The sequence below is a fragment of the Streptomyces sp. A012304 genome (assembly GCF_026008495.1).
Classification (GTDB): Bacteria; Actinomycetota; Actinomycetes; order Streptomycetales; family Streptomycetaceae; genus Streptomyces.
Window position 1 is genome coordinate 51,205 of the sequence record NZ_BQUN01000057.1, and the last position, 26,374, is coordinate 77,578.

23 protein-coding genes are annotated in these 26,374 nt (G+C 71.2%); 5 read left to right on the plus strand and 18 right to left on the minus strand.

Annotated features, from left to right (window positions below; genetic code table 11):
• Positions 1-81 precede the first annotated feature (81 nt).
• The 8 genes from ALMP_RS12560 to ALMP_RS12595 form a co-directional block, all read right to left on the minus strand.
• Positions 82-1,101: a TIGR03842 family LLM class F420-dependent oxidoreductase gene (locus ALMP_RS12560; RefSeq protein ID WP_264927088.1), complete on the minus strand. Its 1,020-nt coding sequence runs from the start codon at positions 1,099-1,101 to the stop codon at positions 82-84.
• 11 nt (positions 1,102-1,112) lie between these two features.
• Positions 1,113-2,516 (minus strand): dihydropyrimidinase, encoded by a 1,404-nt coding sequence (gene hydA / locus ALMP_RS12565; RefSeq protein ID WP_264927089.1) that lies wholly within the window; start codon positions 2,514-2,516, stop codon positions 1,113-1,115.
• Positions 2,517-2,618: 102 nt separating this feature from the next.
• Entirely contained in the window at positions 2,619-3,461 is an 843-nt protein-coding gene (locus tag ALMP_RS12570; RefSeq protein WP_264927090.1) for a nitrilase-related carbon-nitrogen hydrolase, read from the minus strand.
• 155 nt (positions 3,462-3,616) lie between these two features.
• Positions 3,617-5,233 (minus strand): PucR family transcriptional regulator, encoded by a 1,617-nt coding sequence (locus tag ALMP_RS12575; protein WP_264927091.1) that lies wholly within the window; start codon positions 5,231-5,233, stop codon positions 3,617-3,619.
• A gap of 28 nt (positions 5,234-5,261) precedes the next feature.
• The gene (locus ALMP_RS12580) at positions 5,262-6,548 is read right to left on the minus strand and encodes an aspartate aminotransferase family protein (RefSeq protein ID WP_264927092.1); all 1,287 of its coding nucleotides are present in this window, start codon (positions 6,546-6,548) and stop codon (positions 5,262-5,264) included.
• Positions 6,545-7,387, minus strand: coding sequence for a nitrilase-related carbon-nitrogen hydrolase (locus ALMP_RS12585; protein ID WP_264927093.1), 843 nt, complete (start codon positions 7,385-7,387; stop codon positions 6,545-6,547). The genes ALMP_RS12580 and ALMP_RS12585 overlap by 4 nt, the downstream gene beginning before the upstream one ends.
• 196 nt (positions 7,388-7,583) lie before the next feature.
• Entirely contained in the window at positions 7,584-9,011 is a 1,428-nt protein-coding gene (locus tag ALMP_RS12590) for a hypothetical protein (protein ID WP_264927094.1), read from the minus strand.
• Positions 9,012-9,201: 190 nt separating this feature from the next.
• Positions 9,202-9,468 (minus strand): helix-turn-helix domain-containing protein, encoded by a 267-nt coding sequence (locus ALMP_RS12595; protein ID WP_264927095.1) that lies wholly within the window; start codon positions 9,466-9,468, stop codon positions 9,202-9,204.
• Positions 9,469-9,500: 32 nt separating this feature from the next.
• On the opposite strand from ALMP_RS12595, the gene map reads away from it, so the two are divergent.
• Together map and ALMP_RS12605 are read left to right on the plus strand one after the other, a co-directional pair.
• Positions 9,501-10,271 (plus strand): type I methionyl aminopeptidase, encoded by a 771-nt coding sequence (gene map, locus ALMP_RS12600; protein WP_264927096.1) that lies wholly within the window; start codon positions 9,501-9,503, stop codon positions 10,269-10,271.
• A 220-nt stretch (positions 10,272-10,491) separates the two neighbouring features.
• Complete coding sequence (locus ALMP_RS12605; protein ID WP_264927454.1) at positions 10,492-13,029, plus strand: ATP-dependent Clp protease ATP-binding subunit; 2,538 nt, start codon at positions 10,492-10,494, stop codon at positions 13,027-13,029.
• Here the strand turns inward: ALMP_RS12605 and ggt are convergent.
• Positions 13,024-14,823, minus strand: coding sequence for a gamma-glutamyltransferase (gene ggt / locus ALMP_RS12610; protein ID WP_264927097.1), 1,800 nt, complete (start codon positions 14,821-14,823; stop codon positions 13,024-13,026). The two genes, ALMP_RS12605 and ggt, sit on opposite strands and share 6 nt — an antisense overlap.
• Positions 14,824-14,938: 115 nt before the next feature.
• On the opposite strand from ggt, the gene ALMP_RS12615 reads away from it, so the two are divergent.
• A complete protein-coding gene (locus tag ALMP_RS12615) occupies positions 14,939-15,700 on the plus strand; it encodes a hypothetical protein (RefSeq protein WP_264927098.1) in 762 nt (253 codons plus the stop codon).
• Positions 15,701-15,815: 115 nt separating this feature from the next.
• Positions 15,816-17,384 (plus strand): alpha/beta fold hydrolase, encoded by a 1,569-nt coding sequence (locus ALMP_RS12620; protein WP_264927099.1) that lies wholly within the window; start codon positions 15,816-15,818, stop codon positions 17,382-17,384.
• Positions 17,385-17,538: 154 nt separating this feature from the next.
• On the opposite strand, the gene ALMP_RS12625 is transcribed toward ALMP_RS12620, so the two are convergent.
• From ALMP_RS12625 to ALMP_RS12665, 9 genes are all read right to left on the minus strand, one after another.
• Positions 17,539-18,282: an amino acid ABC transporter ATP-binding protein gene (locus tag ALMP_RS12625; protein ID WP_264927100.1), complete on the minus strand. Its 744-nt coding sequence runs from the start codon at positions 18,280-18,282 to the stop codon at positions 17,539-17,541.
• Between the two features lie 157 nt (positions 18,283-18,439).
• Positions 18,440-18,859, minus strand: a complete 420-nt coding sequence (locus tag ALMP_RS12630; protein ID WP_264927102.1) for a DUF6278 family protein — start codon at positions 18,857-18,859, stop codon at positions 18,440-18,442.
• Between the two features lie 83 nt (positions 18,860-18,942).
• Positions 18,943-19,722, minus strand: a complete 780-nt coding sequence (locus tag ALMP_RS12635) for an exodeoxyribonuclease III (RefSeq protein ID WP_264927104.1) — start codon at positions 19,720-19,722, stop codon at positions 18,943-18,945.
• A 39-nt stretch (positions 19,723-19,761) separates the two neighbouring features.
• Entirely contained in the window at positions 19,762-20,397 is a 636-nt protein-coding gene (locus tag ALMP_RS12640; protein ID WP_264927456.1) for an MBL fold metallo-hydrolase, read from the minus strand.
• A 51-nt stretch (positions 20,398-20,448) separates the two neighbouring features.
• Positions 20,449-21,750, minus strand: a complete 1,302-nt coding sequence (gene pcaC / locus ALMP_RS12645; protein WP_264927106.1) for a 4-carboxymuconolactone decarboxylase — start codon at positions 21,748-21,750, stop codon at positions 20,449-20,451.
• 32 nt (positions 21,751-21,782) lie between these two features.
• Positions 21,783-22,811 (minus strand): IS110 family transposase, encoded by a 1,029-nt coding sequence (locus ALMP_RS12650; RefSeq protein ID WP_264927108.1) that lies wholly within the window; start codon positions 22,809-22,811, stop codon positions 21,783-21,785.
• Positions 22,812-23,393: 582 nt separating this feature from the next.
• Positions 23,394-23,834 (minus strand): MarR family winged helix-turn-helix transcriptional regulator, encoded by a 441-nt coding sequence (locus ALMP_RS12655; RefSeq protein WP_264927110.1) that lies wholly within the window; start codon positions 23,832-23,834, stop codon positions 23,394-23,396.
• 32 nt (positions 23,835-23,866) lie between these two features.
• Complete coding sequence (locus tag ALMP_RS12660) at positions 23,867-24,682, minus strand: alpha/beta fold hydrolase (RefSeq protein WP_264927111.1); 816 nt, start codon at positions 24,680-24,682, stop codon at positions 23,867-23,869.
• 107 nt (positions 24,683-24,789) lie between these two features.
• Positions 24,790-25,686: a radical SAM protein gene (locus ALMP_RS12665; RefSeq protein WP_264927113.1), complete on the minus strand. Its 897-nt coding sequence runs from the start codon at positions 25,684-25,686 to the stop codon at positions 24,790-24,792.
• A gap of 187 nt (positions 25,687-25,873) precedes the next feature.
• On the opposite strand from ALMP_RS12665, the gene ALMP_RS12670 reads away from it, so the two are divergent.
• Positions 25,874-26,254 carry a VOC family protein gene (locus ALMP_RS12670; protein ID WP_264927116.1) on the plus strand — a complete coding sequence of 127 codons (381 nt, stop codon included), beginning with the start codon at positions 25,874-25,876 and terminating at the stop codon, positions 26,252-26,254.
• Positions 26,255-26,374: the final 120 nt, after the last annotated feature.

Genomic DNA, 26,374 nt, shown 5'->3' on the forward strand with positions numbered 1-26,374 from the left:
TCCGGCCCCCTCCCCCGGGACGGCGGAGGAGGGGAGAACAGGAGTGGGGGGAGGGGAGGTGAGCGGGACTGCGGGGGCGGGTCAGCCGTTGAGGGCCGGGATCACCTGCGCGCCGTACGCGTCGATGACCTTCTCCTGCGCGTCGTGCATGTCGTACACGGCGAACTGGTCGACGCCCAGCTCGCGCAGCGCGTTCAGCTTCTCGATGTGCTTCTCGACCGGTCCGATGACGCAGAACCGGTCGACGATCTCGTCGGGCACGAACGCCGTGTCGGGGTTGTCGGCGCGCCCGTGGTGGGAGTAGTCGTAGCCCTCGCGGGCCTTGATGTAGTCGGTGAGTTCCTCGGGTACGGCCGCGGAGTGCTCGCCGTACTTGGCGACCAGGTCGGCCACGTGGTTGCCGACCATCCCGCCGAACCAGCGGCACTGCTCGCGGGCATGGGCGAGCGCCTCGGGCGAGTCGTCCTCGGTGACGTAGGCGGGGGCGGCGACGCAGATCGTGACCTCGGCGGGGTCGCGGCCGGCGGCGACCGCCGCGTCCTTCACCGCCTTGACCATGTACTCGGTGAGGTAGAGGTCCGCCAGCTGGAGGATGAACCCGTCGGCCTCCTCGCCGGTCATCTTCAGCGCCTTCGGGCCGTACGCGGCCATCCAGACGGGGAGTTCGGCGTCCGGTCCGATCCACGGGAACCTGATCGCCGTACCGCCGAGGTCGGCCTCCTCGCCGCGGCCGAGGGCACGGATGACCTTCATGGCCTCGCTGATGCGGGCCAGGGTGTTGGGCTTGCGGCCGGCGACGCGCATCGCGGAGTCGCCGCGGCCGATGCCGCACACGGTGCGGTTGCCGAACATGTCGTTGAGGGTGGCGAAGGTGGAGGCGGTGACCTCCCAGGTACGGGTGCCCGGGTTGGTCACCATCGGGCCGACCTTCAGCCTGCTGGTGTTCGCCAGGATCTGGCTGTAGATCACGAACGGTTCCTGCCAGAGCACGGCGGAGTCGAAGGTCCAGCCGTGCGTGAAGCCGTTGCGTTCGGCGCGCTTCATGAGGCTGACGACCCGCGAGGCCGGCGGGTCGGTCTGCAGGACGAGTCCGAAGTCCATGGCACCACTCCCTAGATGAGGTACTGACAGGTGGAGCGCGGGGTGTAGACGCCGTGACCGGCGTGTCCGGTGTACTCCCGCTCGGTGATGACGGGCTCGCCGCGCGACAGGACCGTCTCGACGCGGCCGGTGATCCGCTTGCCCTCGTACGCCGAGTAGTCGACGTTCATGTGGTGCGTCTCGGCGGACAGGACCTGCTCGGCGTGCGGGTCGTAGATCACGACATCGGCGTCGGCGCCCGGGGCGATCGTGCCCTTCTTCGGGTACATGCCGAACATCCGGGCGGGGGTGGCGCAGGCGATCTCGATCCAGCGGCGGCGCGAGATGTGCCCGTCGACGACTGCCTGGTGGAGCAGGTCCATACGGTTCTCCACGCCCGGCAGACCGTTGGGGATCTTGGAGAAGTCGCCCCGGCCCAGCTCCTTCTGGCCCACGAAGCAGAAGGGGCAGTGGTCGGTGGAGACCACCTGGAGGTCGTTCGTCCTGAGCCCCCGCCACAGCTTCGCCTGGTGCTCCTTCGGCCGCAGCGGGGTGCTGCACACGTACTTCGCGCCTTCGAAGTCGGGCTCGGCGAGGTTGTCGGTGGACAGGAACAGGTACTGCGGGCAGGTCTCGCCGAAGACGTTCAGCCCCTCGTCGCGCGCCTTGGCCAGCTCGGCGACCGCCTCCATCGCCGAGACGTGCACGACGTACAGGGGTGCCCCGGCCACCTGGGCGAGCCTGATGGCACGGTGGGTGGCCTCGGCCTCCAGCAGGGCCTTGCGGACCTCGCCGTGGTACCTCGGATCGGTCTCCCCCCGGGCCAGCGCCTGCTCCACGAGGACGTCGATCGCGATGCCGTTCTCGGCGTGCATCATGATCAGGCCGCCGTTCTCGGCGGAGCGCTGCATGGCGCGCAGGATCTGCCCGTCGTCGCTGTAGAAGACCCCGGGGTAGGCCATGAACTGCTTGAAGGAGGTCACGCCCTCCTCGACCAGCAGGTCCATCTCCTTGAGCGTGTCCTGGTTCACGTCGGAGACGATCATGTGGAACGCGTAGTCGATCGCGCAGTTGCCCTCGGCCTTGGCGTGCCAGGCGTCCAGGCCCTCGCGCAGGGTGCGGCCGACGCTCTGCACGGCGAAGTCGACGATGGTGGTCGTGCCGCCCCAGGCGGCGGCCCGGGTGCCGGTCTCGAAGGTGTCGGAGGCGAAGGTGCCGCCGAACGGCAGCTCCATGTGGGTGTGGGCGTCGACGCCGCCCGGGATGACGTACTTCCCGGTCGCGTCGATGACCTGCTCGGCGGTCCAGGCCTCGGCGGCCGGGGTGCCGGGGGCGGCGAGGGCGGCGATACGGCCGTCCTCGATCAGGACGTCGGCGTGGATCTCGTCGGACGCGGTGATGACGAGGCCGCCGCGGATGATTTTACGGCTGCTCATGTTCCGTCTCCGGAGCGGTAGTTGATCGCCTGCGGGTTGTCTGTGGTGGATCGCGCGGTTCCCCGCGCGCCTGAAGGACGGGCGCGCGGGGAGCCACGTGGGTCACGGTGCCGTCAGCGGGCCGTACGCGTCCGGGCGGCGGTCGCGGTAGAACTGCCAGCGGTCGCGGACCTCGCGCAGCTTGGCCAGGTCCAGGTCGCGCACGACGAGTTCGGTCTCCTTGTCGCTCGCCACCTCGCCCACGAACTGGGCCTCCGGGTCGACGAAGTACGAGGTGCCGTAGAAGTCGTTGTCGCCCAGTTCCTCGACACCGACCCGGTTGATCGCGCCGACGAAGTACTCGTTGGCGACGGCGGCGGCCGGCTGCTCCAGCTGCCACAGGTAGGCCGACAGGCCGCGTGAGGTGGCCGACGGGTTGAAGACGATCTCCGCGCCCTCCAGCCCGAGGGCGCGCCAGCCCTCGGGGAAGTGGCGGTCGTAGCAGATGTAGACGCCGATCCGGCCGGCCTTGGTGTCGAAGACCGGCCAGCCCGCGTTGCCGGGCCGGAAGTAGAACTTCTCCCAGAATCCCGGCACTTGGGGAATGTGGTGCTTGCGGTACTTGCCGAGGTAGGAGCCGTCCGCGTCGATCACGGCGGCCGTGTTGTAGAGGACGCCGGGCTGCTCCTCCTCGTACATCGGCAGGACGAGGACGATGCCCAGCTCCTTGGCGAGCGCCTGGAACCGCTTGACGATCGGGCCGTCGGGGATCTGCTCGGCGTACTCGTAGAACGCCTTGTCCTGGACCTGGCAGAAGTACGGTCCGTAGAACAGCTCCTGGAAGCACAGGACCTGAGCACCCTGCGCGGCCGCGTCCCGGGCCGCCTGCTCGTGCACCTGGATCATCGATTCCTTGTCGCCCGTCCACGCGGTCTGGAAGACGGCGGCGCGGATCACTCTGCTCATCGGGACCTCCGGTCGCTCGGTGTGCGAGAAGGCTAGGAAGTCCGAAAGTCGTCTTTGAGTTGCACCGTGTCACGTCTGCGGGCGTGTGGCGTGCCACGGTGTCACCCTGTCGTGAGCCCATGTTTCACCACCGTTTTCCCAGGTCGTGGCGTGTTTCAGCTCTGTTGCGCGTCATGCGCGAGGAGTGCGATGTGCACCGAGGCGGCCTGTTCGAAGTCGTCGAGGTCCACTCCGAGGCGCGTCTGTATGGCCTCCAGCCGGCGGTACAGCGCGGGCCGGGAGACGTGGTGGAGCTGGGCGGTGCGGGACTTGTTGCGGCCGGTGGCCAGGTAGGTGCGCAGGACGGCGAGCAGGTCCTCGCCGGAGGCGCGCAGCAGCCCGTCCAGTTCCCGCTCGGCGAAGGACTGCACGTGCGGGTCGTCCCGCAGCAGCCGGATCAGGCCGCGCAGATGGACGTCCCGCAGACGGACGACGGCCGGCAGGTCGAGGGCGGTGGAGGAGTCGGCGACGGCGTCGGCGACGTGCTGGGCCTCGCGCAGCCCGGCGGGCACCTCGTCCCAGACGGTGCGGGCGTCGGCCGCGGCGACGACGGTGCGGGCCTCCCCCGACTCGGTGCGCAGCCGGGCCGCGAAGTGCGCGGCGAGCGCCTCGGCGTCCTGGTCGCGGGCGAGGCTGAGCAGCACGGCGGTGGCCCCGTCGGCGAGCTCGGCGACCAGACCGGGCAGTCCCAACAGGCGCAGCATACGGTCGAGTTGGGCGGGGTCGCCGTCGCGGACGACGAGCGGCACGAAGGTGCGCCGGTTGACCGGGAGTCCCGCCGCCCGGGCGCGCGGCAGCAACTGCCGGGCCGGTACGACGCCGGAGACCAGGTCGGTGAGCAGGCCCTGCGCGGACTGCTCCTCCCAGGTGTGGGCGGAGGTGCCGCCGAGCATGCGGTGCAGGACGAGGGCCTCGGCGGCCCGGTCGGCGAGCAGCCGCCCGCCGGCGGTGTCGCCGCGGTACCCGCACAGCATGATCTGCCCCCATCGCTCGCCGCGCCCGCCCAGCTCGGCGCGGATCCAGCCGTCGCCCTCGCTGCCTCCCCCAGTGCCTGAAAGGCCTGGGTGGTGCCCCCATGCCTGGCGGGCGATGCGCTCCCAGTCGCGCAGCACGTCGTCGACGGCCGGCCGTTCCCCCGCGGTGGCCAGCACCCGGTGGGCGAGGTTGGTGACGACGACGGGACAGCCGCTGTGCTGGGCGATCTCGTCGAGGAGGCGTTGCAGCGGCGCGCCGGCGGTGATGAGCCCGGTGAGGGCGGTACGGACGGTCTCCGAGAGGCTGACGGCGGCGTACTTGCGCCGCACGAGCCGGGACTGGACCTCCTCGGTGAGTTCGGCGAAGGGGAAGGGCCGGTGCAGGACGACCATCGGCAGCCCGCACCGCTCGGCCGCGCGCCGCATCACGTCCGGCGGGGCGGGGAAGGCGCGGCCGAGGCCCAGGACGACGGCGGCGGCCTCGGCGCGGTGCAGGGACTGGATGTACTCGGCCTGCTTGCCCTCGTCACCGGCGAGCAGCACGCCGGTGGTGAGGACCATCTCGCCGCCGCTGAGCATCACCCCGACGTCGGCGGCCTCGGCGACGTGCACCCAGCGCACCGGGCGGTCGAGCTGGGCGGCGCCGGCCACCACCTCGGGCTCCCCGGCCAGCACGCGTTCCAGGGAGAGGACCTGCCGGACCGACAGGGCGGGTTCCAGGGGCTCCACGGGTCCCCAGTGCTCCAAGGTGGTGGACATGGGTGCTCTTTCCCTCGCTCGGGTGGGGCTACTGGGTGCTCCTCAGCACGTGCTCCAGGATCGCGGCGCCCTCCTCGGCCTCCGCGACGGTCAGGGACAGCGGCGGGGCGATGCGCAGGGCGCTGGTGCTGTGCCCGCCGCCCTTGCCGATCAGCAGGCCGCCGGAGCGGGCCGCCTCCAGCACGGCGGCCGCCCGGTCCGGGTCGGCCCGGTCGGTGCCGGGCCGCACCAGCTCGATGCCGATCATCAGCCCGCGTCCGCGTACCTCCCGCACTCCGGGGTCCTGGGCGGTGGCGGACCTCAGCCGTTCGATGAGCAGTCCGCCGACGCGCCGGGCGTTGCCCTGGAGATCGTGTTCCAGCAGGTGGGTGAGGTTGGCGAGGCCGGCGGCCATGGTGATCTGGGTGCCGCCGAAGGTGGAGATGCTGTTGGCGTCCAGGCAGTTCATGATCTCGGCGCGGGCGACGACCCCGCCGATGGACATGCCGTTGCCGATGCCCTTGGCGAAGGTGACGATGTCCGGCGGGCCGTTCTGGGCGTGCGCCTGCCAGCCCCAGAAGTGCTCGCCGGTGCGGCCCCAGCCGGTCTGCACCTCGTCGGCGATCCACAGGATCCCGTGCGCGTTCAGCACCTCACGGAACGCCGCGTACAGTCCGTCCGGTGGTGAGGTGAAGCCGCCCACGCCCTGGATCGGCTCGGCGATCAGCGCGGCGGGCGGGCGGGTGTGGCCGAGGAGGTCCCTCAGGTCCTCGACGCACGCCGCGATGAACGCGTCGTCGCTCAGCGCGGCGTACGGGCCGCGGGTGCGGACGCCGCCGTGCACGTACAGCGTCTGGAGCGGGGAGAGGGAGGTCGGGGACCAGCCGCGGTTGCCGGTGACGCCGACCGCGCTGAACGAGCGGCCGTGGTAGCTGTTGCGCATCGCCAGGACGGTGTTGCTGCGTCGGTACGTCGTCGCCAGCAGCAGGGCCGTGTCGTTGGCCTCGGTGCCGGAGGTGGTGAAGAAGACGCGGGCGTCGGGGATGCCGCTCAACCGGGCGACGCGTTCGGCGAGTTCGACCATCGGACGGTTGAGGTAGAGCGTGGAGGAGTGGATGATCCGCCCGGCCTGCTCGCTCACCGCCTTGGTCACCTCGGGCAGGGCGTGCGCGGTCATCGTGGTGAGGATGCCGCCGAAGAAGTCGAGGTACTTGTTGCCCCGCGCGTCCCAGACGTGGCGGCCCTCGCCGTGGGTGATCTCCAGCGGGTCGTCGTAGTAGAGGGCGAGCCAGTCCGGCAGGACGTCGCGGTGGCGGGCGTAGAGGTCGTCGGTCACGGCTGCACCAGCCCTTCGTAGGCGTCGGGGCGGCGGTCGCGGTAGAAGGCCCACTGCTGCCGCACCTGCTCGATCAGGTCGAAGTCGAGGTCGCGGACGAGGAGTTCCTCGGTCTTGTCGCTGGCGACCTCGCCGACGAACTGCCCCCGCGGATCGACGAAGTAGGACGTGCCGTAGAAGTCGTTGTCGCCGTACTCCTCGACGCCGACCCGGTTGATCGCGGCGACGAAGTACTCGTTGGCGACGGCCGCCGCCGGCTGCTCCAGCCGCCACAGGTAGCCGGACAGGCCGCGGTGGGTGGCGGACGGGTTGTAGACGAGTTGGGCGCCGTTGAGACCGAGCTGCCGCCAGCCCTCCGGGAAGTGCCGGTCGTAGCAGATGTACACACCGACCTTGCCGACGGCGGTGTCGAAGACCGGCCAGCCCACGTTCCCCGGCCGGAAGTAGTACTTCTCCCAGAAGCCCTTGACCTGCGGGATGTGGTGCTTGCGGTACTTGCCGAGGTAGGTGCCGTCGGCGTCGATCACGGCCGCGGTGTTGTAGTAGAAACCGGACTGCTCGACCTCGAAGACGGGGACGACGACCACCATGCCCGTCTCCCGCGCGAGCTGCCGCATACGCCGCACGGTCGGCCCGTCGGGCACCGGCTCGGCCCAGCGGTAGTGCTCCGGATCCTGGACCTGGCAGAAGTAGGGGGCGTTGAAGACCTCCTGGAAACCGATGATCCTCGCGCCCTGCCGGGCCGCCTCGCGGGCGTGCTCCTCGTGTTTCGCCACCATGGACTCGGTGTCGCCGGTCCAGGTCGCCTGGACCAGGGCGGCACGTACGACGTTGGCCATGAGCTGCTCCTTCGACGGGACGTCAGAGCCTCTACGCCCGTAGAAGCAGGCCGTAGAGGCACGAACGTAAGCCTCCGTGACGGCCTTGCCAAGACCATCGGCGTCAACCGGCGGAGTCGTTCCCGTTTCACACTCCTGTGGGTGAGTCGCGACTCCGTCGGGGTACGGAGCCGGGGCGGAGTCCCCCCGCGTCCGCTCAGGCGGTGAAGCCCGCCACGCGGAGGGCGTGGATCAGGTCCCAGTGACGTTCGGGGGAGACTTCGCGGGCGGCCTCCAGGAGTAAGGGGACCAGGATCCGGGGGTCGGGGGCGGCGCTGCGGGCGGCCTCCTCGGGGGTGCGGACCCGGACGTAGGCGTCGAGGAGGGCGCGTGCCTCGCGGTGGCGGTCCTGGGTCACCAGAGCGCGTACCGCCTCCCCGATCTCCTCGGCCGGGCGGGCGACGCCCTGGCGCAGGATCTGCTCCCCGTCGGCCGTGCGCCCTGCCTCGACCAGGGCGTCCGCCGCGGCGACGAGCCGGTCGGCGGGCAGTGAGGCGGCCTCCCAGACCAGGGTCGTCCAGTCGGCGGTGAGGCCGGCGCGCTGGAGGTCGGCGGCGAGCAGCGGGATGCGGGTGGCGGGCCAGTGGGCGAGTTCGACGAGCAGGGCGTGTGCCTCACCGCTGCGTCCCTCGGCCCGTAGTCCGACCAGCCGCGTCACCGCGTCGGCGCTCTCCCGCCGGGCCGCCGCGTCGAACTGCGGCTCCGCCTGCGGCGCGGGCCGCCGCTCCGCCTCCGCCGCCGCCCCGGCGTAGCGGGCGCCGCGCGGGGTGCGGCGGGGTGCGGCCGCGGGCGCGGGCAGTACGGCCTCGGCGGCGGGCGGTACGACGACGGGGGCGGCCTCCTCCTCGGCCACCCCGGCGAAACGGGCGCCGCCACGACGGCGCTTGCGCTGCTTGGGGGCGGAGGGGGCGGTCGGGGCCGCGACCTCGGCGGGGGCGGGCCGGGAGGCCTCCTGGTGCCCTGCGGCGTGGTTCCCCTCCGCGAAGTCCCAGGCCTCGGCGTGCGTCGAGGCCTGGTGGCCGGCGCCGGCCCCGCCGGGCCGTGTCCGCGGGATCTGCCGCGCCGGTCCGCCGCCCGCGCGCCGGTCCAGCTCGGCGAGGCGGTAGCGCAGTTCGGCGCAGCGGGCGGTCGCGCGTTCGTGGTCGTCGTGGGCCCAGGCGAGGTCGAGGCGGAGGGCCTCGACCTCCTCACGGGTGGTGGCCGCGGCGAGCAGGCGGCCCAGTTCGGCCTGCCGTTCGACGGCGTAGCGCTGTTCGCGGAGCATGACGTCGAGCCGGTCGCCGAGCGCGTCGCGGGCGCCGGGCCGGGTGTCGTGGGCGACGAGGGCGGCGATGTGCAACGGACGGGCCCGCTCCGCCTCCTGTGCGGCGACCGCGGTGCCGTATGCGGCGGCGAGGTCCTGGAGGAGCGCCTCGACGACGTCCCAGGGAGGCATCTCGTGTCCGTCGAGGCAGGCCCGCATGCCGTCCGGGTCGCGCTGCCAGAACACCGCGCACCAGCCGGACCCCTGGTCCAGGCGTGCCAGCAGGCCGTCCAGGTAGTTCGCGAACTCCCGCACCTGGCCCGGGAGTCGATCCACAGTCATCGCTCGACTCCCGCCCGACCGGAACACTCCGGTCCGTAGAAAACACCAGTCGTGTTACAGCACGGCTACGAGCACTTTTCCACGGCGACGCGAGGGGCTCATTGCGCCCGTCCGTCCCTTGCGCGAAGGGAAGAGCGGCTGACCCCGCGGAGGCCGACCCCGCACAGGCCGCCCACCACGGGCCGACTCCTCACAGCCCCGCCCCGGACACCTCGGCGAGCACGCACCGCCCCGCCAGCTCGTCCATGGACAGGCCGAGCGCACCGGCGAGCGCGGCGACGGTGAAGAAGGCCGGGGTGGGGGCACGGCCGGTCTCGATCTTGCGGAGCGTCTCGGCGGAGATGCCCGCCCGCGCCGCGACCTCGGCCATGCTCCGCCCGCCGCGGGCTTCGCGGAGCAGCCGGCCGAGCCGCTCGCCGCGTTCACGTTCTTCGGGGGTCAACGGGGTGCGCACCATGCCGCCATTCTAATACCGGTATAGTAATTGGCATGGTTGAGCTGAAGACGGACACGTCGATCGACGCGATGCACGAGGCGGGCCAGGTCGTCGCCCGCGCCCTCACGGCCGTACGGGACGCCGCCGACGTGGGGGTTTCCCTGCTGGAGCTGGACGAGGTGGCGCACGGCGTGCTGCGCGAGGCGGGGGCGACCTCGCCCTTCCTGGGCTACCGGCCGTCCTTCGCCCCCACTCCCTTCCCGGCGGTCATCTGCGCCTCCGTGAACAACGCGATCGTGCACGGCATCCCCACCCGTTACCGGCTGCGCGACGGCGACCTCCTCTCGGTCGACTGCGGCGCGCAGCTGAACGGCTGGGCGGGCGACTCCGCGATCAGCTTCACCGTGGGCCGGCCGCGCCCGGCGGACGTCCGTCTGATCGAGACGGCCGAGCGGGCCCTCGCGGCGGGCATCGCGGCGGCCGTCGTGGGCAACCGCGTCGGCGACATCGCCCACGCGATCGGCACGGTCTGCCGAAGGGCCGGCTACGGCGTCCCGGACGGCTTCGGCGGGCACGGAATCGGCCGCCGTATGCACGAGGACCCCCCGGTTCCCAACGATGGCCGCCCCGGCCGGGGCCTCCCCCTGCGCCACGGCATGGTGCTCGCCATCGAGCCCATGCTGATCGCGAGCGGCCACGACGGCTACCACGCGGCCCCGGACGGCTGGACCCTGCGGACCGACGACGGGTCGCGAGCGGCCCACGCGGAACACACGGTGGCGATCACGGACGCCGGACCGAGGATCCTCACCGAGCGGCGTTAGGGGGCGCACCGGACGAGCGGCGCGGGGTGCCGCGCGGCCGGCCGTCCACGGACCGCACCCGGCGCCGGCACCCGGTCTTCCGCGCACCGCGCCCCGCACCCCGTACCCGCACCGGGCCCGCAGAACATGCCGCCCCCTACGGAACGTGCCATCGTGGTGTAGCCCGGCCCGGACAGGAAACCCGTCCGCACCGGCAATGCAGTCGATGGAACGGAACGCCATGACCAGCGGCTACATCGGCCCGGAGGGCGATCCCTTCGGGGAATTCCTGGCCCGCTTCTTCGGCGGGCCCCGCCCCGGCCCCCGCCAGATCAACATCGGCCAACTGCTCAGTCAGCCGGCCAGGGAACTGGTCCGCGGCGCGGCCCAGTACGCCGCCGAGCACGGCAGCCGCGACCTGGACACCGAGCACCTGCTGCGCGCGGCACTCGCGACGGAACCCACCCGCACCCTGCTCAGCCGGGCCGGCGCCGACCCCGACTCGCTCGCCACGGAGATCGACGAACGGTCGGGCCCGGCCCAGCACCCGCCGGGCGAGGCGCCCCCGCCGACCTCGCTGTCCCTCACCCCGGCCGCGAAGCGCGCGCTGCTGGACGCCCACGATCTGGCCCGCTCGCGCGGCGCCGGCCACATCGGCCCCGAGCACGTCCTCAGCGCCCTGGCGGCGAACCCGGACTCGGCGGCCGGGCACATCCTGAACGCGGCCCGATTCGCCCCTACGGGCGGCCCCGCCGAGCCCCCGGAGGCGACGCAGGCCCGCCCGGAGCGGCCCTGGCCCGCCGCCACGCCCACCCTCGACAAGTACGGCCGTGACCTCACCGAGCTGGCCCGGCAGGGCCGTATCGACCCGGTGATCGGCCGGGACGACGAGATCGAGCAGACCATCGAGGTGCTCTCCCGGCGCGGCAAGAACAACCCGGTGCTGATCGGGGACGCGGGCGTCGGCAAGACCGCCATCGTGGAGGGGCTCGCGCAGCGCATCGCGGACGGCGACGTGCCGGACGTCCTGTCCGGGCGGCGGGTCGTCGCCCTGGACCTGACCGGCGTGGTCGCCGGCACCCGCTACCGCGGCGACTTCGAGGAACGGCTCAACAACATCGTCGGTGAGATCCGCTCCCACTCCGACCGGCTGATCGTCTTCATCGACGAGCTGCACACCGTCGTCGGCGCGGGTGGCGGCGGCGAGGGCGGGGCACTGGACGCGGGCAACATCCTCAAGCCGCCGCTGGCGCGCGGGGAGCTGCACATCGTCGGCGCGACGACGCTGGAGGAGTTCCGGCGGATCGAGAAGGACGCGGCGCTGGCCCGCAGGTTCCAGCCGATCCTGGTGCCCGAGCCGTCGGTGGCGGACGCGCTGGAGATCCTGCGCGGGCTGCGCGACCGCTACGAGGCCCACCACCAGGTCCGCTACACCGACGAGGCGCTGGTGGCGGCGGTGGAGCTGTCCGACCGCTATCTCACCGACCGGCGGCTGCCCGACAAGGCCATCGACCTGATCGACCAGGCCGGTGCGCGGGTGCGCCTCGGCGCCCGCACCAAGGGCACCGACGTGCGGGCCATGGAGCGCGAGGTCGAGCAGCTCGCCCGGGACAAGGACCAGGCGGTCGCCGACGAGCAGTACGAGGAGGCGACCCGGCTGCGCGACCGTATCGTCGAGCTGAAGCAGCGGATCGCGGACGCGTCGGGCGACGAGGAGGTCGACGAGGGCCAGCATCTGGAGGTGACCGCCGAGGCCGTCGCCGAGGTGGTGTCCCGGCAGACCGGCATCCCCGTCGCGAGCCTCACCCAGGAGGAGAAGGACCGGCTGCTCGGCCTGGAGGCGCATCTGCACGAGCGGATCGTCGGCCAGGAGGAGGCGGTACGGGTCGTCGCCGACGCGGTGCTGCGCTCGCGCGCCGGGCTGGCCAGCCCCGACCGGCCGATCGGCAGCTTCCTGTTCCTCGGCCCGACCGGCGTCGGCAAGACCGAGCTGGCCCGTGCGCTCGCGGAGGCCCTGTTCGGCAGCGAGGAGCGCATGGTGCGCCTCGACATGAGCGAGTACCAGGAGCGGCACACCGTCAGCCGTCTGGTCGGCGCCCCTCCGGGGTACGTCGGCCACGAGGAGGCCGGCCAGCTCACCGAGGTGGTGCGCCGGCACCCGTACTCACTGCTGCTGCTGGACGAGGTGGAGAAGGCGCACCCGGACGTCTTCAACATCCTGCTCCAGGTGCTGGACGACGGCCGGCTCACCGACTCCCAGGGGCGCACCGTCGACTTCGCCAACACGGTCATCGTGATGACGAGCAATCTGGGCTCGGAGGCGATCACCCGGCGGGGCGCCGGCATCGGCTTCGGGTCGGGCGGAGCCGACGCCGACGAGGAGGCGCGGCGGGAGCAGATCCTGCGGCCGCTGCGCGAACACTTCCGGCCGGAGTTCCTCAACCGCATCGACGAGATCGTCGTCTTCCGCCAGCTCACCGGTGAGCAACTGCGGGAGATCACGGACCTGTTGCTGGAGCGGACCCGTCGGCTGCTGCACGCGCAGGGCATCGCCGTGGAGTTCACCGGGGCGTCGGTCGACTGGCTCGCCGAGCGCGGCTACCAGCCCGAGTACGGGGCCCGCCCGCTGCGCCGCACCATCCAGCGCGAGGTCGACAACCAGCTGTCGCGGCTGCTCCTCGACGGCCGGGTGAAGGAGGGCGACCGGGTGACGGTGGACGTGGACGGCGGGCGGCTGGCGTTCCGTACGCAGCCGCCCACCCCCACCGCGGAGCTATGAGGCCGGGTGCACCACCTGCGCGGAACCGCCGCCGCGCCGGACCGTCTCGGCGGCCGCGAGCCACTTGCCGCCCGGCAGCCGCTGCACGCCGGTGGCCGCGCCGATCTCGGGGTTCAGCCTGAAGGCGTGCCCGATGGCCTCCAGCTTCTTGGCCGTCTCACTGCCGTAGAGGCCGGGTTCGAGCTCGGTCTGGGCGGCGTTGCGCTGGCTGGCGCGGGGCGCGGCGATCGCGTCGACGAGCGGCAGGCCGCGGTCGAGGAACCCGGTGAGGGTCTGCAGCACGGTGGTGATGATGGTCGCGCCGCCGGGCGAGCCGAGCGCCACCACGGGCTTGCCGTGCCGGTCGAGGACGATGGTCGGTGAGATGGACGACCGCGGCCGCTTGCCCGGACCCGGCAGGTTCGGGTCGTGCACGGCCGGGTTGGCGGGGGCGAAGGAGAAGTCCGTCAGCTCGTTGTTGAGGATGAACCCGCGCCCGGGGACGGTGATGCCGCTGCCGCCGGTCTGCTCGATGGTGAGCGTGTAGGACACGACGTTGCCCCACTTGTCCGCGACGGTCAGGTGCGTGGTGTTCTCCCCCTCGTACGTCGTCGGCGCCGCCGTGCCGCCGGCGTCGCAGGCCGCCGGGTGGCGTGGGTCGCCGGGCGGGAGCGGACTGGTGAGCACGGCGTCGTCCTGGATGAGGCAGGCGCGCGAGTCGGCGTACTTCTGCGACAGCAGTTCCCTGGTCGGTACGTCCTCGAAGGCGGGGTCGCCGACCCAGCGCCCGCGGTCGGCGAACGCGATGCGGCTGGCCTCGATGAACCGGTGCAGGTACTGGACGTCGCTCGCCTTCGACAGATCCGTCCTCTCCAGGATGTTGAGCGCCTCACCGACGGTCGTGCCGCCGGAGGAGGACGGCGCCATGGAGTAGACGCCGAGGCCCCGGTACGTGGTCTTCGTGGGCGCCTGGAGCTTGGTGCGGTAGGACGCGAGGTCCTTCTCGGTCAGCTTGCCGGGGCGGGCGTTCCAGCCGGAGGCCGGGTCCACGGGCGGGTGGTTGACGGTGTCGACGATGTCGTCCGCGATGTCCCCGCGGTAGAGGGCCTTGACGCCCTTCTTCCCCAACTCGGCGTAGGTGCGGGCGAGATCGGGGTTCTTGAAGGTCGAGCCGACGACCGGCAGCTGTCCACCCGGCAGGAACAGCTCGGCGGTGTCGGGGAAGTAGCGGAAGCGGGTCTCGTTGGCGGCGGTCTGGCTGCGGAAGGTCGCGTCGACGGTGAAGCCGTCGCGGGCGAGGCGCTCGGCGGGCTTCAGCAGGGTGGCGAGCTTGCGGCTGCCCCACTGGTCGAGCGCGGTGGCCCAGGTGGCGGGCGTGCCGGGGGTGCCGACGCCCAGGCCGCTGCTGACGGCGTCGGCGAAGGCGAGCGGCTTGCCGTTCTCCAGGAAGAGGCCGGCGCCGGCGCTCAGCGGGGCGGTCTCACGGCCGTCGATCGTGTGGACCGCGCGGGACTTGGCGTCGTAGTAGACGAAGTAGCCGCCTCCGCCGATGCCCGAGGAGTAGGGCTCGGTGACGCCGAGGGCGGCGGCGGTGGCGACGGCCGCGTCGACCGCGTTGCCGCCCTTCCTCAGCACCTCGATGCCGGCCGCGGAGGCGTCCGCGTCGACGCTGGCGACGGCACCGCCGTAGCCGACGGCGACCGGGACCTTCTCGACCGCTGTGGCCGGGGCCGCGGGTGGTGCGGCGGCCCCCACCGAGACGACGGCGGCCGAGACCGCCAGGACCGACAGTTTCCGCGCGACAGGGCGACGCATCCGTACCTCCAGTCCGGGACCGTTCGCGCAGCCTATTGCAAGACCGACGCTCCGTCAGGAGCGCACGAGGCCGTGTCGAACACGGGTTTGCTCTCGCCCGCTAGCATGCGCGCCCATGAACGACGACGTGCGCAACATCGTCCTGGGCGTGGTGGCCGCCGGTATCAGCGCCGCGCTGGGCTGGCTCGCCCGGACCTATCTGTGGCGGCGGAAGCTGCGACGCAAGCAGGCGTTCTTCGGGCTGCCGGAGAACGCGGAGTCGCTGCTCGTCGTCAATCGCGACCCCTCCACCGCCGAACTGGCGGTCCACCGGTTCGACGTGTTCGCCCTGCTGGAGCTGTCCGCGCTGATCAAGGACTGCGGCGCCCATGTGCAGATGGTGACGCAGGACGCCGTCCACCAGGGCTTCGGCGAACGCACCGAGTTCTGCGTGGGCGGGCCGGGGTCGAACCGACGTATGGCGGCGCACATGTCCGTCATGCTGCCGGGCGTGCGGGTGAACGTCGATCCGGAACCGGGCCCGGACCGGGGAGCCTTCCAGATCGGCGCCGAGCGCTACCGCGTGGAGCCGGGCGTCTCGGAGTACGTCCTGCTGGCCCGGCTCACCGCGGGTCAGGACAGCGCGGCCCGGCCCGTCTTCCTGTTCTGCGGGCAGCGCGCGATCACCAACCAGGCCGCGACCCGCTATCTCGCCCGCCACCACGAGAAGCTGCACCGCAAGCACGGCAACAACTCCTTCGTGCTGCTGCTGAAGGTGGTCAACTCGCAGGCGTACGGCCCTGACGTGGTCGAACTGGTCGCCGACGTGACGCGGGCGGCCCGCGCGCCGCTGCCGGTGCAGGCGACCGCTTCACGGCCCTCGCACCGCGCGCCCTGAATTCGTTCACATGACCACAATCGTTACTGCCACGTAACTTACCGACGGGTTACCTGCGGTAAGGCGATGCGGTTACCGTCTGGTCACTTTGCACTGACACGAGTGAGGAGTGACCGTGGGACTCGACCGCAAGGCCCTGCGTACGACCGCCGTGGGCATCGTCTCCGCGACCCTGGTCGCCGGCGGCGTCCTCGGCCTGGCCCCGGCCGCGCAGGCCGCCACGTCCGGCATCCGCTTCGTCGACATCGCCGGCGCCGGCGGCACCGTCCTGAAGGCGAACGTCATCACCCCCGCGGGCGCCGACGGCACGCGCCGCTACCCGCTGATCGTGTTCCCCACGAGCTGGGGCCTGCCGCAGATCGAATACCTCGCGCAGGCCAAGAGGCTCGCCGACTCCGGCTATGTCGTGCTCACGTACAACGTGCGGGGTTTCTGGCAGTCCGGCGGCGAGATAGAAGTGGCGGGACCGCCCGACGTGGCCGACGCCTCCGAGGTGGTCGACTGGGCGCTCGCCAACACCCCCGCCGACCCGGCGCACATCGGCATGGGCGGCGTCTCCTACGGCGCCGGCATCAGCCTGCTCGCCGCCGCCCACGACCCGCGCGTCAAGGCCGTCGCCGCGCTCAGCGGCTGGGCGGACCTGATCGACTCGATCTACTCCGGGCGCACCCAGCACGTGCAGGCGGCCGGTCTGCTGGACGCCGCGGGCACGGTCACCGGCCGGCCGAGCGCCGAACTCCGGCAGGTCTTCGAGGACTTCTACTCCTCCGACCTGACCAAGGAGGCGGACATCCTCGCCTGGGGGAAGAAACGTTCCGCTGCGACGTATCTGGACCAGCTCAACAAAAACGCCCCGGCGGTGCTGCTCGCCAACGCCTGGGGCGACAGCATCTTCCCGCCCAACCAGTACGCGGACTTCTACGAGAAGCTCAAGGGCCCCAAGAGACTGGAGCTGCGCCCCGGCGACCACGCGACCGCCGAGGTCACCGGCCTGTTCGGACTGCCCAACGACGTGTGGACCGACACCGGGCGCTGGTTCGACCGCTACCTCAAGGGCGAGGCCAACGGCATCGACAAGGAACCGCCGGTCCAGCTCAAGCCGCGCTCCTCGGGCGGTTACGAGGGCTATCCGGACTGGAAGTCGGTCGCCGCGACCAGCCGCAAGATCGCCCTCGCGGGGACGACCACCATCCACACGAACGTCGACTCGGGCGCGAACGGCGGCCTCGTCTTCCTGTCCAGCATCCTCGACCAGGCCGCCCAACTGCCCCCGGTCGCCTCGATCCCGCTGCTCCCCCGGTACTGGGCGGCCGTGTGGCAGTCGGAGAAGTACGCCACCGCCCAGCACATCCGCGGAACCGCCACGCTGCACACCACGGTGACGCCGACGAAGGAGAGCGGCACGCTCGTCGCCCATCTGTACGACGTGGGGCCGCTCGGCCTCGGCAAACTGGTCAGCAACGCGCCGTACACCTTCCACGGGCGTACGCCGGGCCGGCCGTTCACCGTCGACCTGGAGCTGTTCTCCACGGCCTACGACGTCCCGGCCGGCCACCGGCTCGCCCTGGTAGTCGACACGGTCGACCCGCTCTACATCGAGCACAACCCGTCCGGCGCACGGCTGACCTTCTCCTCGCCGGCGAACGACCCGTCATACGTGTCGATTCCGCTGCGCGAGCAGTGATCTCCGGCCGCGGCCGGCCGGGCAGGGCTCTGTGAACTGCTGCTGGTCGCCACCATCACCCGCGTCTTCGGGGTGAACGGCACATCGTAGTCGAGGTCCGGTCGGGGGCCGAGCGGCGTACTCCCGCACCCCCGGCCAGGCCCGCCCGAGGCCTTCAGTGCTTGAGGATCTTCGAGAGGAAGTCCCTGGCGCGGTCGCTGTGCGGGTCGGTGAAGAACTCCTCGGGCGCGCGGTCCTCGACGATCCGGCCGTCGGCCATGAACACAACCCGGTTGGCGGCCGAGCGGGCGAAGCCCATCTCATGGGTGACGACGACCATGGTCATGCCGTCCCGGGCGAGCTGCTGCATGACCTCCAGCACCTCGTTGATCATCTCGGGGTCGAGGGCGGAGGTGGGCTCGTCGAAGAGCATCACCTTCGGCTCCATCGCGAGGGCCCGGGCGATGGCCACACGCTGCTGCTGGCCGCCGGAGAGCTGCGCGGGGTACTTGTCGGCCTGGCTGCCCACGCCGACCCGGTCGAGCAGGGCGCGCGCCTTCTCCTCCGCCTCGGCCTTGCCGGTGCGGCGGACCTTGATCTGGCCCAGGGTCACGTTCTGGAGCACGGTCCTGTGCGCGAACAGGTTGAAGGACTGGAAGACCATGCCGACGTCGGCGCGCAGTCTCGCCAGCGCCTTGCCCTCGTCCGGCAGGGGCTTGCCGTCCAGCAGGATCGTCCCGGAGTGGATGGTCTCCAGCCGGTTGATCGCCCGGCAGAGCGTCGACTTCCCCGACCCGGAGGGGCCGATGACCACGACCACCTCCCCCCTGCCGACGGTGAGGTCGATGTCCCGCAGGACATGCAGATCCCCGAAGTACTTGTTGACGTCACGCAGCTCGATCAGCGGATCGACGGCCATGCGCAGCCCTACTCACTCTCAGCCGTGTCGTGGTTGCCGCGACGCGTCCAGCCGGGGCCGCACCCCGGATTCGACACGCACCTTTTGGACATTAGCCGTATTCCAATCGAAGTGTGGGGCTTCTTCGAGCGCCGGACCGGCATTTCCTGGCCGCTGATCAGGCCTCGGCGACCTCGGCGTAGAGCTGGGACAGTTCGGGAACCCCGCTGGCGGCCCACTCCTGCCCGGCCGTGACCACGTCGAACTCCCGGCCGGACAGCAGCCGTACGACGGGCCGGTCGCCCGGCCAGACCTGCCAGACGGCGCCGGGCACGGTGCGCACGATGACCGTGCCGAGATAGAGGCCCGCGTCGTTGCCGAGCCAGGGCAGGACCTCCTCGTCGTCGCGCCAGCGCGGCAGCAGCTGGTCCAGCGCCTCCAGCGAGGCCGCCGTGTCGTCGAGGGGGACCCCCTCCCGGGCCGCCAGGGACCGCAGCAGCTCACACTCGGAGAGGAGTTCGGCGACCCCCTCGGGGTCCGCGGCCAGCGCCGCGTCACCGTGCTTCTTGCGCCTGCCGCCCAGGAAGGGGATGTTCATACATCCACCCTGACACTCGCACCGGGGTGCGCACCACAGGCGCGCGGGCCCGGCACATGACCGTGTCCCGGGGTTTCCCGGAGCTACACCTCGAGGTCGACGACGACCGGCGCGTGGTCCGAGGCGCCCTTGCCCTTGCGCTCCTCCCGGTCGACGTAGGAGTCCTTCACGGCCTTCGCGAACGGCTGGTTGCCGTACACCAGGTCGATGCGCATGCCGCGGTTCTTGGGGAAGCACAGCTGGCGGTAGTCCCAGTAAGTGAAGGGCTGGTCGTACTTCAGGGGGCGCGGCACAACGTCCGTCAGGCCCGCCTCGCGCAGGGAGGCGAGGGCGGCGCGCTCGGCGGGGGTGACATGGGTGGAGCCCTCGAAGGCGGCCGGATCGAAGACGTCGTCGTCGGTCGGCGCCACGTTGTAGTCGCCCAGCACCGCGAAGGGGCGGCTGCCGCCGGCGTCGCCCGCGACGGCGGCCTTCAGGGCCTCGAACCACTGGAGCTTGTAGGCGTAGTGGGGGTGGTCCACCTCCCGCCCGTTGGGCACGTACACCGACCAGACGCGGACCGGGCCGCAGGTCGCGGAGATCGCGCGGGGCTCGCGCACACCGTCGTAGCCGGGGTCGCCGGGCAGGCCCTTGACCACGTCCTCGATGCCCACGCGGGAGAGCACCGCCACGCCGTTCCACCGGCCGGTCGCGTGGACCGCGGCCTCGTAGCCCAGTTCGCGCAGCTGCTCGAACGGGAACTGCTCCTCGGCCAGCTTGGCCTCCTGGAGGCAGAGCACGTCGGTGCCGCTGCTCTCCAGCCAGGCCAGGAGCCTCGGCAGGCGGGCGGTGATCGAGTTCACGTTCCAGGTCGCGATGCGCATGTCTCACAACCTACCCGGAGCCTGTGACAACGCGGTCCGTCAGACCTCCGCCGACGCTCCCGGGGCCAGCCGCTGGTGGTCGGCGCCGCCGAGGTTGCCCAGGTGGGTGTCGTAGATGGGGCGCGCGAGGTCGGTGAGGAGGGCGTCGTGGATGTCGTAGACCCGCTGCGGCCTCACCTCGCGCACGTACTCGATGACTTCGGAGATCTTGCTCCACGGGGCCTGCACCGGGGCCAGCAGGGTCTGCACCGGGTGGTCGGGGACGGTGAGGGCGTCGCCGGGGTGGAAGACGCGGCCGCCGTCGATCAGGTAGCCGACGTTGGTGATGCGCGGGAGGTCCGGGTGGATCACGGCGTGCAGCTCGCCGTGGACCTGCACGTCGAAGCCCGCGGCGGTGAAGGTGTCGCCGTGGCCGACGGTGTGGACCCGGCCCGGGAACGCGGCGGAGATCTTCTCCGCGACCGACCGCAGGGTCCAGATCTCGGCGGCCGGGTCGGCCTCCAGGGCCGCCCTCAGCCGCTCCTCGCTGAAGTGGTCCGGGTGCTCGTGCGTGACGAGGATCGCTTCGGCGCCGATCGCGGCGTCCGCCTCGGTGAACCCGCCCGGGTCGAGGACGAGCGTGCGTCCGTCCTTCTCCAGACGGACGCAGGCGTGCGACTTCTTCGTGAGCTGCAGGGGCGTCGTGGGCGTCATGGGTCCATCCTGCCCGGGCGCCGGGCCGGAGGCTCAGTCGGTGGGTGTCGTCTCCTCGCGAATGACCTGCTGCGCCACCCGGAAGGCGCTGTTGGCCGCCGGCACACCGCAGTAGACCGCCGCCTGGAGCAGCACCTCCTTGATCTCGTCCGGGGTGAGGCCGTTGCGCAGGGCGGCGCGCGTGTGGAAGGCCAGCTCCTCCAGGTGACCGCCGGCGACGAGCGCGGTGAGCGTGACGCAGGAGCGTGAGCGCCGGTCGAGGCCCGGGCGGTCCCAGATCTCGCCCCAGGCGTAGCGGGTGATGAACTCCTGGAAGTCGCCGGAGAAGTCGTCGGCCTGCGCCAGCGCCCGGTCCACATGGGCGTCGCCGAGCACCTCGCGGCGGACCTTCAGTCCGGCGTCGTACGGGTCGGGGCGGCCCATGACCTGCGCGGGGACGACCGGCGCCGGGGGTTCGATCTCGGCGATCGGCGCGGGCTGCGGGGGTGCGGCCAGGACCGGTTTGAGCGTGATGCCCGGCATGACGGTCTGTCCGGTGCTGTGGTCGTAGGCGGGCTGCCAGGCGGTGGAGAAGTGCCGCACCAGCAGGTCGGTGACGGCCGCCGGCTGCTCCACCGGGACCAGGTGGGAGGCGCCGGGGACGACGGCGAGACGGGCGTCCGGGATGCCGGCGACCAGGGTGCGGGCCTCGGCGGGGCCGGTGACCTGGTCGTCGGAGCCGACCAGGACCAGCGTCGGGACGCCGACCCGGCTGAGCTCGGTGCGTACGTCGAACGAGGCGAGCGCCTCGCAGGCCGCGATGTAGCAACCGGGGTCGGTGGTGCGCACCATCTGCACCGCCCATTCCGTGATCGCGGGCTGGGCGGCGGCGAAACCGCTGGTGAACCAGCGTTCCGGCGAGGTGCGGGCGATGGGGTCGAGACCGTTGGTGCGGACGATGACGCCTCTTTGGCGGAACTCGTCCGCCGTGCCGAAGCGCGGCGAGGCCGCGATCAGCGCGAGGGAGGCGAGGCGCTCGGGGTGGCGCAGGGCCAGTTCGACGCCGACCGCGCCGCCGAGCGCGCAGCCCGCGTAGCCGAAGCGCTGCACGCCGAGCGCGTCCAGCGTGGTGAGCAGGCGGGCGGTGAGGTCGGCGACCGAGCCCGCCGGGTGGGCCGGGGCGCCGCCGTGTCCGGGCAGATCGAAGCGGAAGACCCGCCACTGCAGGGTCAGTTCCGGGATCTGCCGGTCCCACATGTGCCATGTGGTACCCAGGGAGGGACCCAGGATCAGGACGGGAGCCTCTTCTGGCCCGTCAAAGCGGTATTGCAGGGTGTTCGACGGTGTCTCACTCACGCCTCAGACCCTCTCACGTATCACGGACGCCCCTATAACGCAGGGGTGCTGGACACCCGTCTGACCAGGTGGAAGACCTCGCGGGCTGCGTATCGCTTGAGGCATCGGATGATCTCACGACGGGTCTTGCCCTCCTGGGTTCGGCGTTCGTAGTACGCCTGGGTGCGTGGGTCGTGGCGCAGCCGGGTGAACACGACGCGGTGCAGGGCCGCGTTCGCCTGCCGGTCACCGCGGCAGTTGAGCCGACGCGTGCTCCTACGGCCAGAGGAATACTCGATGGGGCTGACTCCGCAAAGGGCAGCAAAGGAAGCCTCAGTGTTCAGCCGCTCGGGGTTGTCTCCCATGGTGATCAGCAAGGTGACGGCACTGTCCGGGCCGATGCCCACCGGTACGAGTAGTTGTGGGGCGTGGTGTTCGACGAGCTGGGTCAGGCGTTGGTTCAGCGCATTGATCTGCCCGGTGAGCTGTTCGATGCGCTCGGCGAGCATACGCAACGCCAGGTGGGTGGCCTGGGCCACCGTGCACTCGCCGTCCTCGCCGTCGCCTGGCCCGAGGCGTGCGCAGGTGCGGAACAGCTCGCGGTTGCCCAGGCTGGACAGTCGTTCCCGCAGTGCGGGATCCGCGATGACGAGGACGGCTTTGAGCTGGTTGATCGCCTGGGTACGGGCCTTGACCGCGGAGTCCTTGGCGAGCTTGAACATCCGGGCGCCGTGCACCGGACCGTCACCGGACTTGGACCGTGCCCGGGCGCGGCCACTGAGCACGGCCCGCGCGGCGGCCTGCGCATCGAGCGGGTCCGACTTCCCCAGCAGCCGGCGAGCCGAGCGGTCGGGCCGGTTCACCTCGTAAACCTCGACCTGCTGCGCCAGCAGGTAACGAGACAGGCCCGCTCCGAAGGTGCCGGTCCCCTCCACCCCGGCACGGCACACCGTTCCCCGCTTGCGGGCCCAGACGAGCAGCTGGCGGTAGCCAGCGGCCGTCGCCGGAAAGGACTCGGTGCCAAGGACCTTCCCCAGCGGGGAGACCACGGCGGCGACGTGAACCTTGCCGTGCGTGTCCACGCCTAGGACAACCTCGCGCCGAAAGGGAGGATCCGTGCTGGAGGAGGTGCTGCGCTCTCTGGTCGTCATGGTGGTTCGCCTCCCGCGAGGTGACGTGCTGGGTGGATGACACCGGCCCGCTCGGGCGGTCTGAACCGTGATGGCGCCTGGAACTCGGCAAGGCCCCTATAGGGACACGCCCTGTGGCTCGGTGGCAGCAGGAACCATCCCGCAACGACAGTCGACAAGCCCGTGACTGGACACTTCGGTCAAAGATCTCAAGAGTCAGACCCCCGCCCGGGACGGCGCTGCGCAACCTTCCCACCAGTACCGTCACCTAAGCATCGTCCGATCGCTCTCGGAAGACTTTGCCCGGACCGGTGACCAACTGCTACCGCAAGACGTGAGGAGGGCCTGCTTCCTCGTCCACTCGTGACTGGCGCTGACAGACACCCGAGTTACCCGCCGCACCAGCGCGTGCGCGCAGTCAAGACGGCGGCTGCGCGGGCTGACCGCAGGCGGTCCGGTGCGGGCTGCTCGGCTGCCCGGGCGTGCAGCGCTGCTTCTGGCTGCGACCAAGGCGAAACGGGTCGAGCGTCCGGGTCACTGGACGCCGTTCGAGGAAAGAGCGGCCCGCAACGTGCTCAGTGTCTCGGCGAACTGCGCCAAGACCGATTCGGAGGCCGCCGATCCGATCTGTCTTCGCAGCTCGACTTCGAAGACCTTGACCGCCCCGCTCACCAAGTCCCGCCCGCCTGGTGTCAGCTCGATGAGCATGGAGCGCCGGTCGTCCGGGTGCGGGTGACGCCGGCAGTGTCCGGCCGCCTCGATTCGGTCGACCACCTTGCTGGTGCCGCCGGCCGTGATGGCGAATTCCTGGGCGATGTCGTGGATCCTGCACACAGGATGCCGGGCGAGGAACCGCATGACCAGGAACCAGGTGAGGGGCAGGCCGTAGTCCGCGCGCAGCCGGGTGTCCAGGGTGTTCCACAGCTTGGTCTCGAACCACACCAGGTCCTTGTGCAGCCGCTCGAGGTCGGTCAACAGGCGCCTTTCGCTGGAGGGCACGGGTGTGCTCAGCGGGTGGCGGCCGCGCGGTCGAGCCATTCGCTGATGAGTGCGTTGAACAACTCGGGTTGTTCGATCTGAAGGTTGTGGCCGGCGGTGTCGATTACCGCATACGTGGCGCGCGGGTAGTGCGGCAGGAGGTCGAACTGGTCGGCGTAGCCCACGATGTGGTCCTGTCGTCCGGTGATGATCAGCGCCGGGCGGAGGAACGGTTCGGCGCCTTCCGGGGATTGGGTGAGCGTGTAGCGCTGCGCGATGCGTGCCATGGCGTCGGTGTCGGCGGCCTCCAGCCCTGGTATGACTTCTTCTCGCGTGCGATGCAGGGTCGTGGGTGTCTGGACGACGGCGAGGTCTGTGAACAGGTCGGCGGTCCGCGGGTCCAGTGAGGTGAGCAGTTCGGGGTCGGATCGTACGGCCTGCCGTTCGGGCAGGCGGCGTTCGGCGCTGTCCACGGCTGTGCCGATGGGGCAGATCAGGGCCAGTGCGAGGACCTGCTCGGGACGTGAACCCGCCAGCGCGCGGGCGAGGTAGCCGCCGTACGACTCGCCTATGAGCAGAAACGGCGCGTCCCCGATCATGTCGTCGACGAAGTCCTGGACGGCGTCGAGCATGTCGTCCGAACTCGCGATCGTCGGTGGTGCGGGCGACTTGCCCATGGCCGGCAGATCCGGGTACAGCCGCCGGTATCCGGTGCGGTGGGTGAACACCGGTTCCAGGCAGCCGAGCATCAGGCGGTGGTCGGGGTTCCATCCGTGCAGGGCCAGAACCGGGACTCCCTCGCCTCGCTCTGCGAAGTGCAAGGTCACCGACGTACGGCGCGGCATGCGGATCGTTCTCCTTTCGTGGGGCCGTTGTCCGTTCGTGCGGCTTGCTGCCGCGGGTTTACCCCTTCGGTGGACGGCGGGGCCCGCTGGGGTGCGGTCGTCTGCGGCTATGCGGTGGGCTGGGCCGGCGGTCCGTAGATGTCCTGCCTGGGTTCGGTGAAGTCGTCGTGGTAGACGACCTCGTCGAAGCGCAGCCGCAGTCCGTGCTTGTCGAGCAGGGGGGCCACCATGGCGTCCAGGCGCTCGCGGTGGTCCTTGGTCCGGGCCTGGACGTACGCCTCCTGCACGTCTTCCGGCTCGCCCGCCAGGACCTCGTCCATGCGCTCGCGGATGTAGCGCTTGAGGTTGATGTGCTCCATGTACACCTCGCGCACGCCCGCCTCGACGAGCTGGCCGAACAGGTGGTCCAGCAGCTCGGGCCGGGTGGCGAAGTGGGGCAGGAGCGGGCCGACGAAGGCGAAGACGGGCACCCCGGCCTCGCGGAGTTCGGCGAGGGTGCGCAGGCGGCGGGAGGCGAGCGGAGCGCGGACCTCCAGCCAGCGGCTGACCTTGTCGTCGGTGGTGGTCACCGTCATGCCGACCTCGGCCCTGGGCAGGCTCGTGAGCAGGTCGATGTCGCGGGTGACGACGGGTGACTTGGTCAGGATCCGGACCGTGCCCGGGTAGTCGACCGCGTCCAGCTCGCGCAGGATGCCGCGGGTGAGCCGGTACTGCGTCTCGTGTCCCTGGTAGGGGTCGGTGACCGAACTGAGCAGCACGGTGCCCCGGCGCTTGTGCTCGGGCATCTTCGCCAGTTCCTTGCGGGCGAGTTCGACCGCGTTCTTCTTGACGTACAGGTAATTGCCCCACTCCTTGACCGGCTGCCCGAACTGCCGTCCGGCGAAGCTGGCGTAGCAGTAGGCGCAGCCCAGGACGCAGCCCGTGTAGGGGTTGATGACGTAGTCGATCGACGGGATCTTCGACCGCTGGATCAGTGTCTTCGCTTCGATCTCGACCGGCTGCATGAGCTGGCGTTCCTCTCTCCGGCGGCCCCTCTGCGGCCGACGCGGAACATTCATCCACGGAAGTTGCTTCCATGGAATGTATATGCCTACGCTGGGCTCGGCAACTCCGGAAGGCGCCCGTCAACCCTCGGTTGCGGCGACCGGAGAGTGCCCCTATGCCCTGTTACCAGTCGTGAAGGAGAGTTCGATGCCCGGTCCTGCCTTCAACTCCGTGGCGTGGTTCGAGATCGGCACCGGCCAGCCGGAAGAGGTCAAGCGGTTCTACGGTCAGCTGTTCGATTGGAACTTCCAGCTCAACACGAACACGCCTGGCGTGAACTACCACGCCGTCGTCACTCCAGGCGCTCAGCAGCCCAGTGGCGGCGTGTGGGAGTCGGAGGGCAAGTTCCCCGACTACGCAATCTTCTACGTCCTCGTCCAGGACGTCGCCGCGACCGTCCAGCGCGCCGAGGAACTGGGCGGCAAGGTGCTCATGGCGCCGATCACCGACGCCGCGGGCCTCACCTTCGCCCGCCTGGAGGACAGCACGGGCCATCACTTCGGCGTGTTCTCCGCACCCGCCCCGTGACACACCCCGCGCACAGCGGGCGGCCCCGCAGGGCGCCGTCCCCCGGCGGACCGACCCTCTGAGAAATCTCGCGTCATCCGCCGACGGACCGGCCCTGCGGCAGATCCCGGCCCCCCCCCC

Bases quoted from the DNA above. Each gene is read 5' to 3' on its own strand.
- ALMP_RS12590 (WP_264927094.1), bottom strand. From the start codon at position 9,011: ATGACTGTGGATCGACTCCCGGGCCAGGTGCGGGAGTTCGCGAACTAC.
- ALMP_RS12625 (WP_264927100.1), bottom strand. From the start codon at position 18,282: ATGGCCGTCGATCCGCTGATCGAGCTGCGTGACGTCAACAAGTACTTC.
- ALMP_RS12560 (WP_264927088.1), bottom strand. From the start codon at position 1,101: ATGGACTTCGGACTCGTCCTGCAGACCGACCCGCCGGCCTCGCGGGTC.
- ALMP_RS12585 (WP_264927093.1), bottom strand. From the start codon at position 7,387: ATGGCCAACGTCGTACGTGCCGCCCTGGTCCAGGCGACCTGGACCGGC.
- ALMP_RS12635 (WP_264927104.1), bottom strand. From the start codon at position 19,722: ATGCGCATCGCGACCTGGAACGTGAACTCGATCACCGCCCGCCTGCCG.
- ALMP_RS12595 (WP_264927095.1), bottom strand. From the start codon at position 9,468: ATGGTGCGCACCCCGTTGACCCCCGAAGAACGTGAACGCGGCGAGCGG.
- ALMP_RS12670 (WP_264927116.1), top strand. From the start codon at position 25,874: ATGCCCGGTCCTGCCTTCAACTCCGTGGCGTGGTTCGAGATCGGCACC.
- ALMP_RS12615 (WP_264927098.1), top strand. From the start codon at position 14,939: ATGAACGACGACGTGCGCAACATCGTCCTGGGCGTGGTGGCCGCCGGT.
- ALMP_RS12665 (WP_264927113.1), bottom strand. From the start codon at position 25,686: ATGCAGCCGGTCGAGATCGAAGCGAAGACACTGATCCAGCGGTCGAAG.
- ALMP_RS12605 (WP_264927454.1), top strand. From the start codon at position 10,492: ATGACCAGCGGCTACATCGGCCCGGAGGGCGATCCCTTCGGGGAATTC.
- ALMP_RS12630 (WP_264927102.1), bottom strand. From the start codon at position 18,859: ATGAACATCCCCTTCCTGGGCGGCAGGCGCAAGAAGCACGGTGACGCG.
- ALMP_RS12570 (WP_264927090.1), bottom strand. From the start codon at position 3,461: ATGAGCAGAGTGATCCGCGCCGCCGTCTTCCAGACCGCGTGGACGGGC.
- ggt (WP_264927097.1), bottom strand. From the start codon at position 14,823: ATGCGTCGCCCTGTCGCGCGGAAACTGTCGGTCCTGGCGGTCTCGGCC.
- map (WP_264927096.1), top strand. From the start codon at position 9,501: ATGGTTGAGCTGAAGACGGACACGTCGATCGACGCGATGCACGAGGCG.
- ALMP_RS12575 (WP_264927091.1), bottom strand. From the start codon at position 5,233: ATGTCCACCACCTTGGAGCACTGGGGACCCGTGGAGCCCCTGGAACCC.
- ALMP_RS12660 (WP_264927111.1), bottom strand. From the start codon at position 24,682: ATGCCGCGCCGTACGTCGGTGACCTTGCACTTCGCAGAGCGAGGCGAG.
- hydA (WP_264927089.1), bottom strand. From the start codon at position 2,516: ATGAGCAGCCGTAAAATCATCCGCGGCGGCCTCGTCATCACCGCGTCC.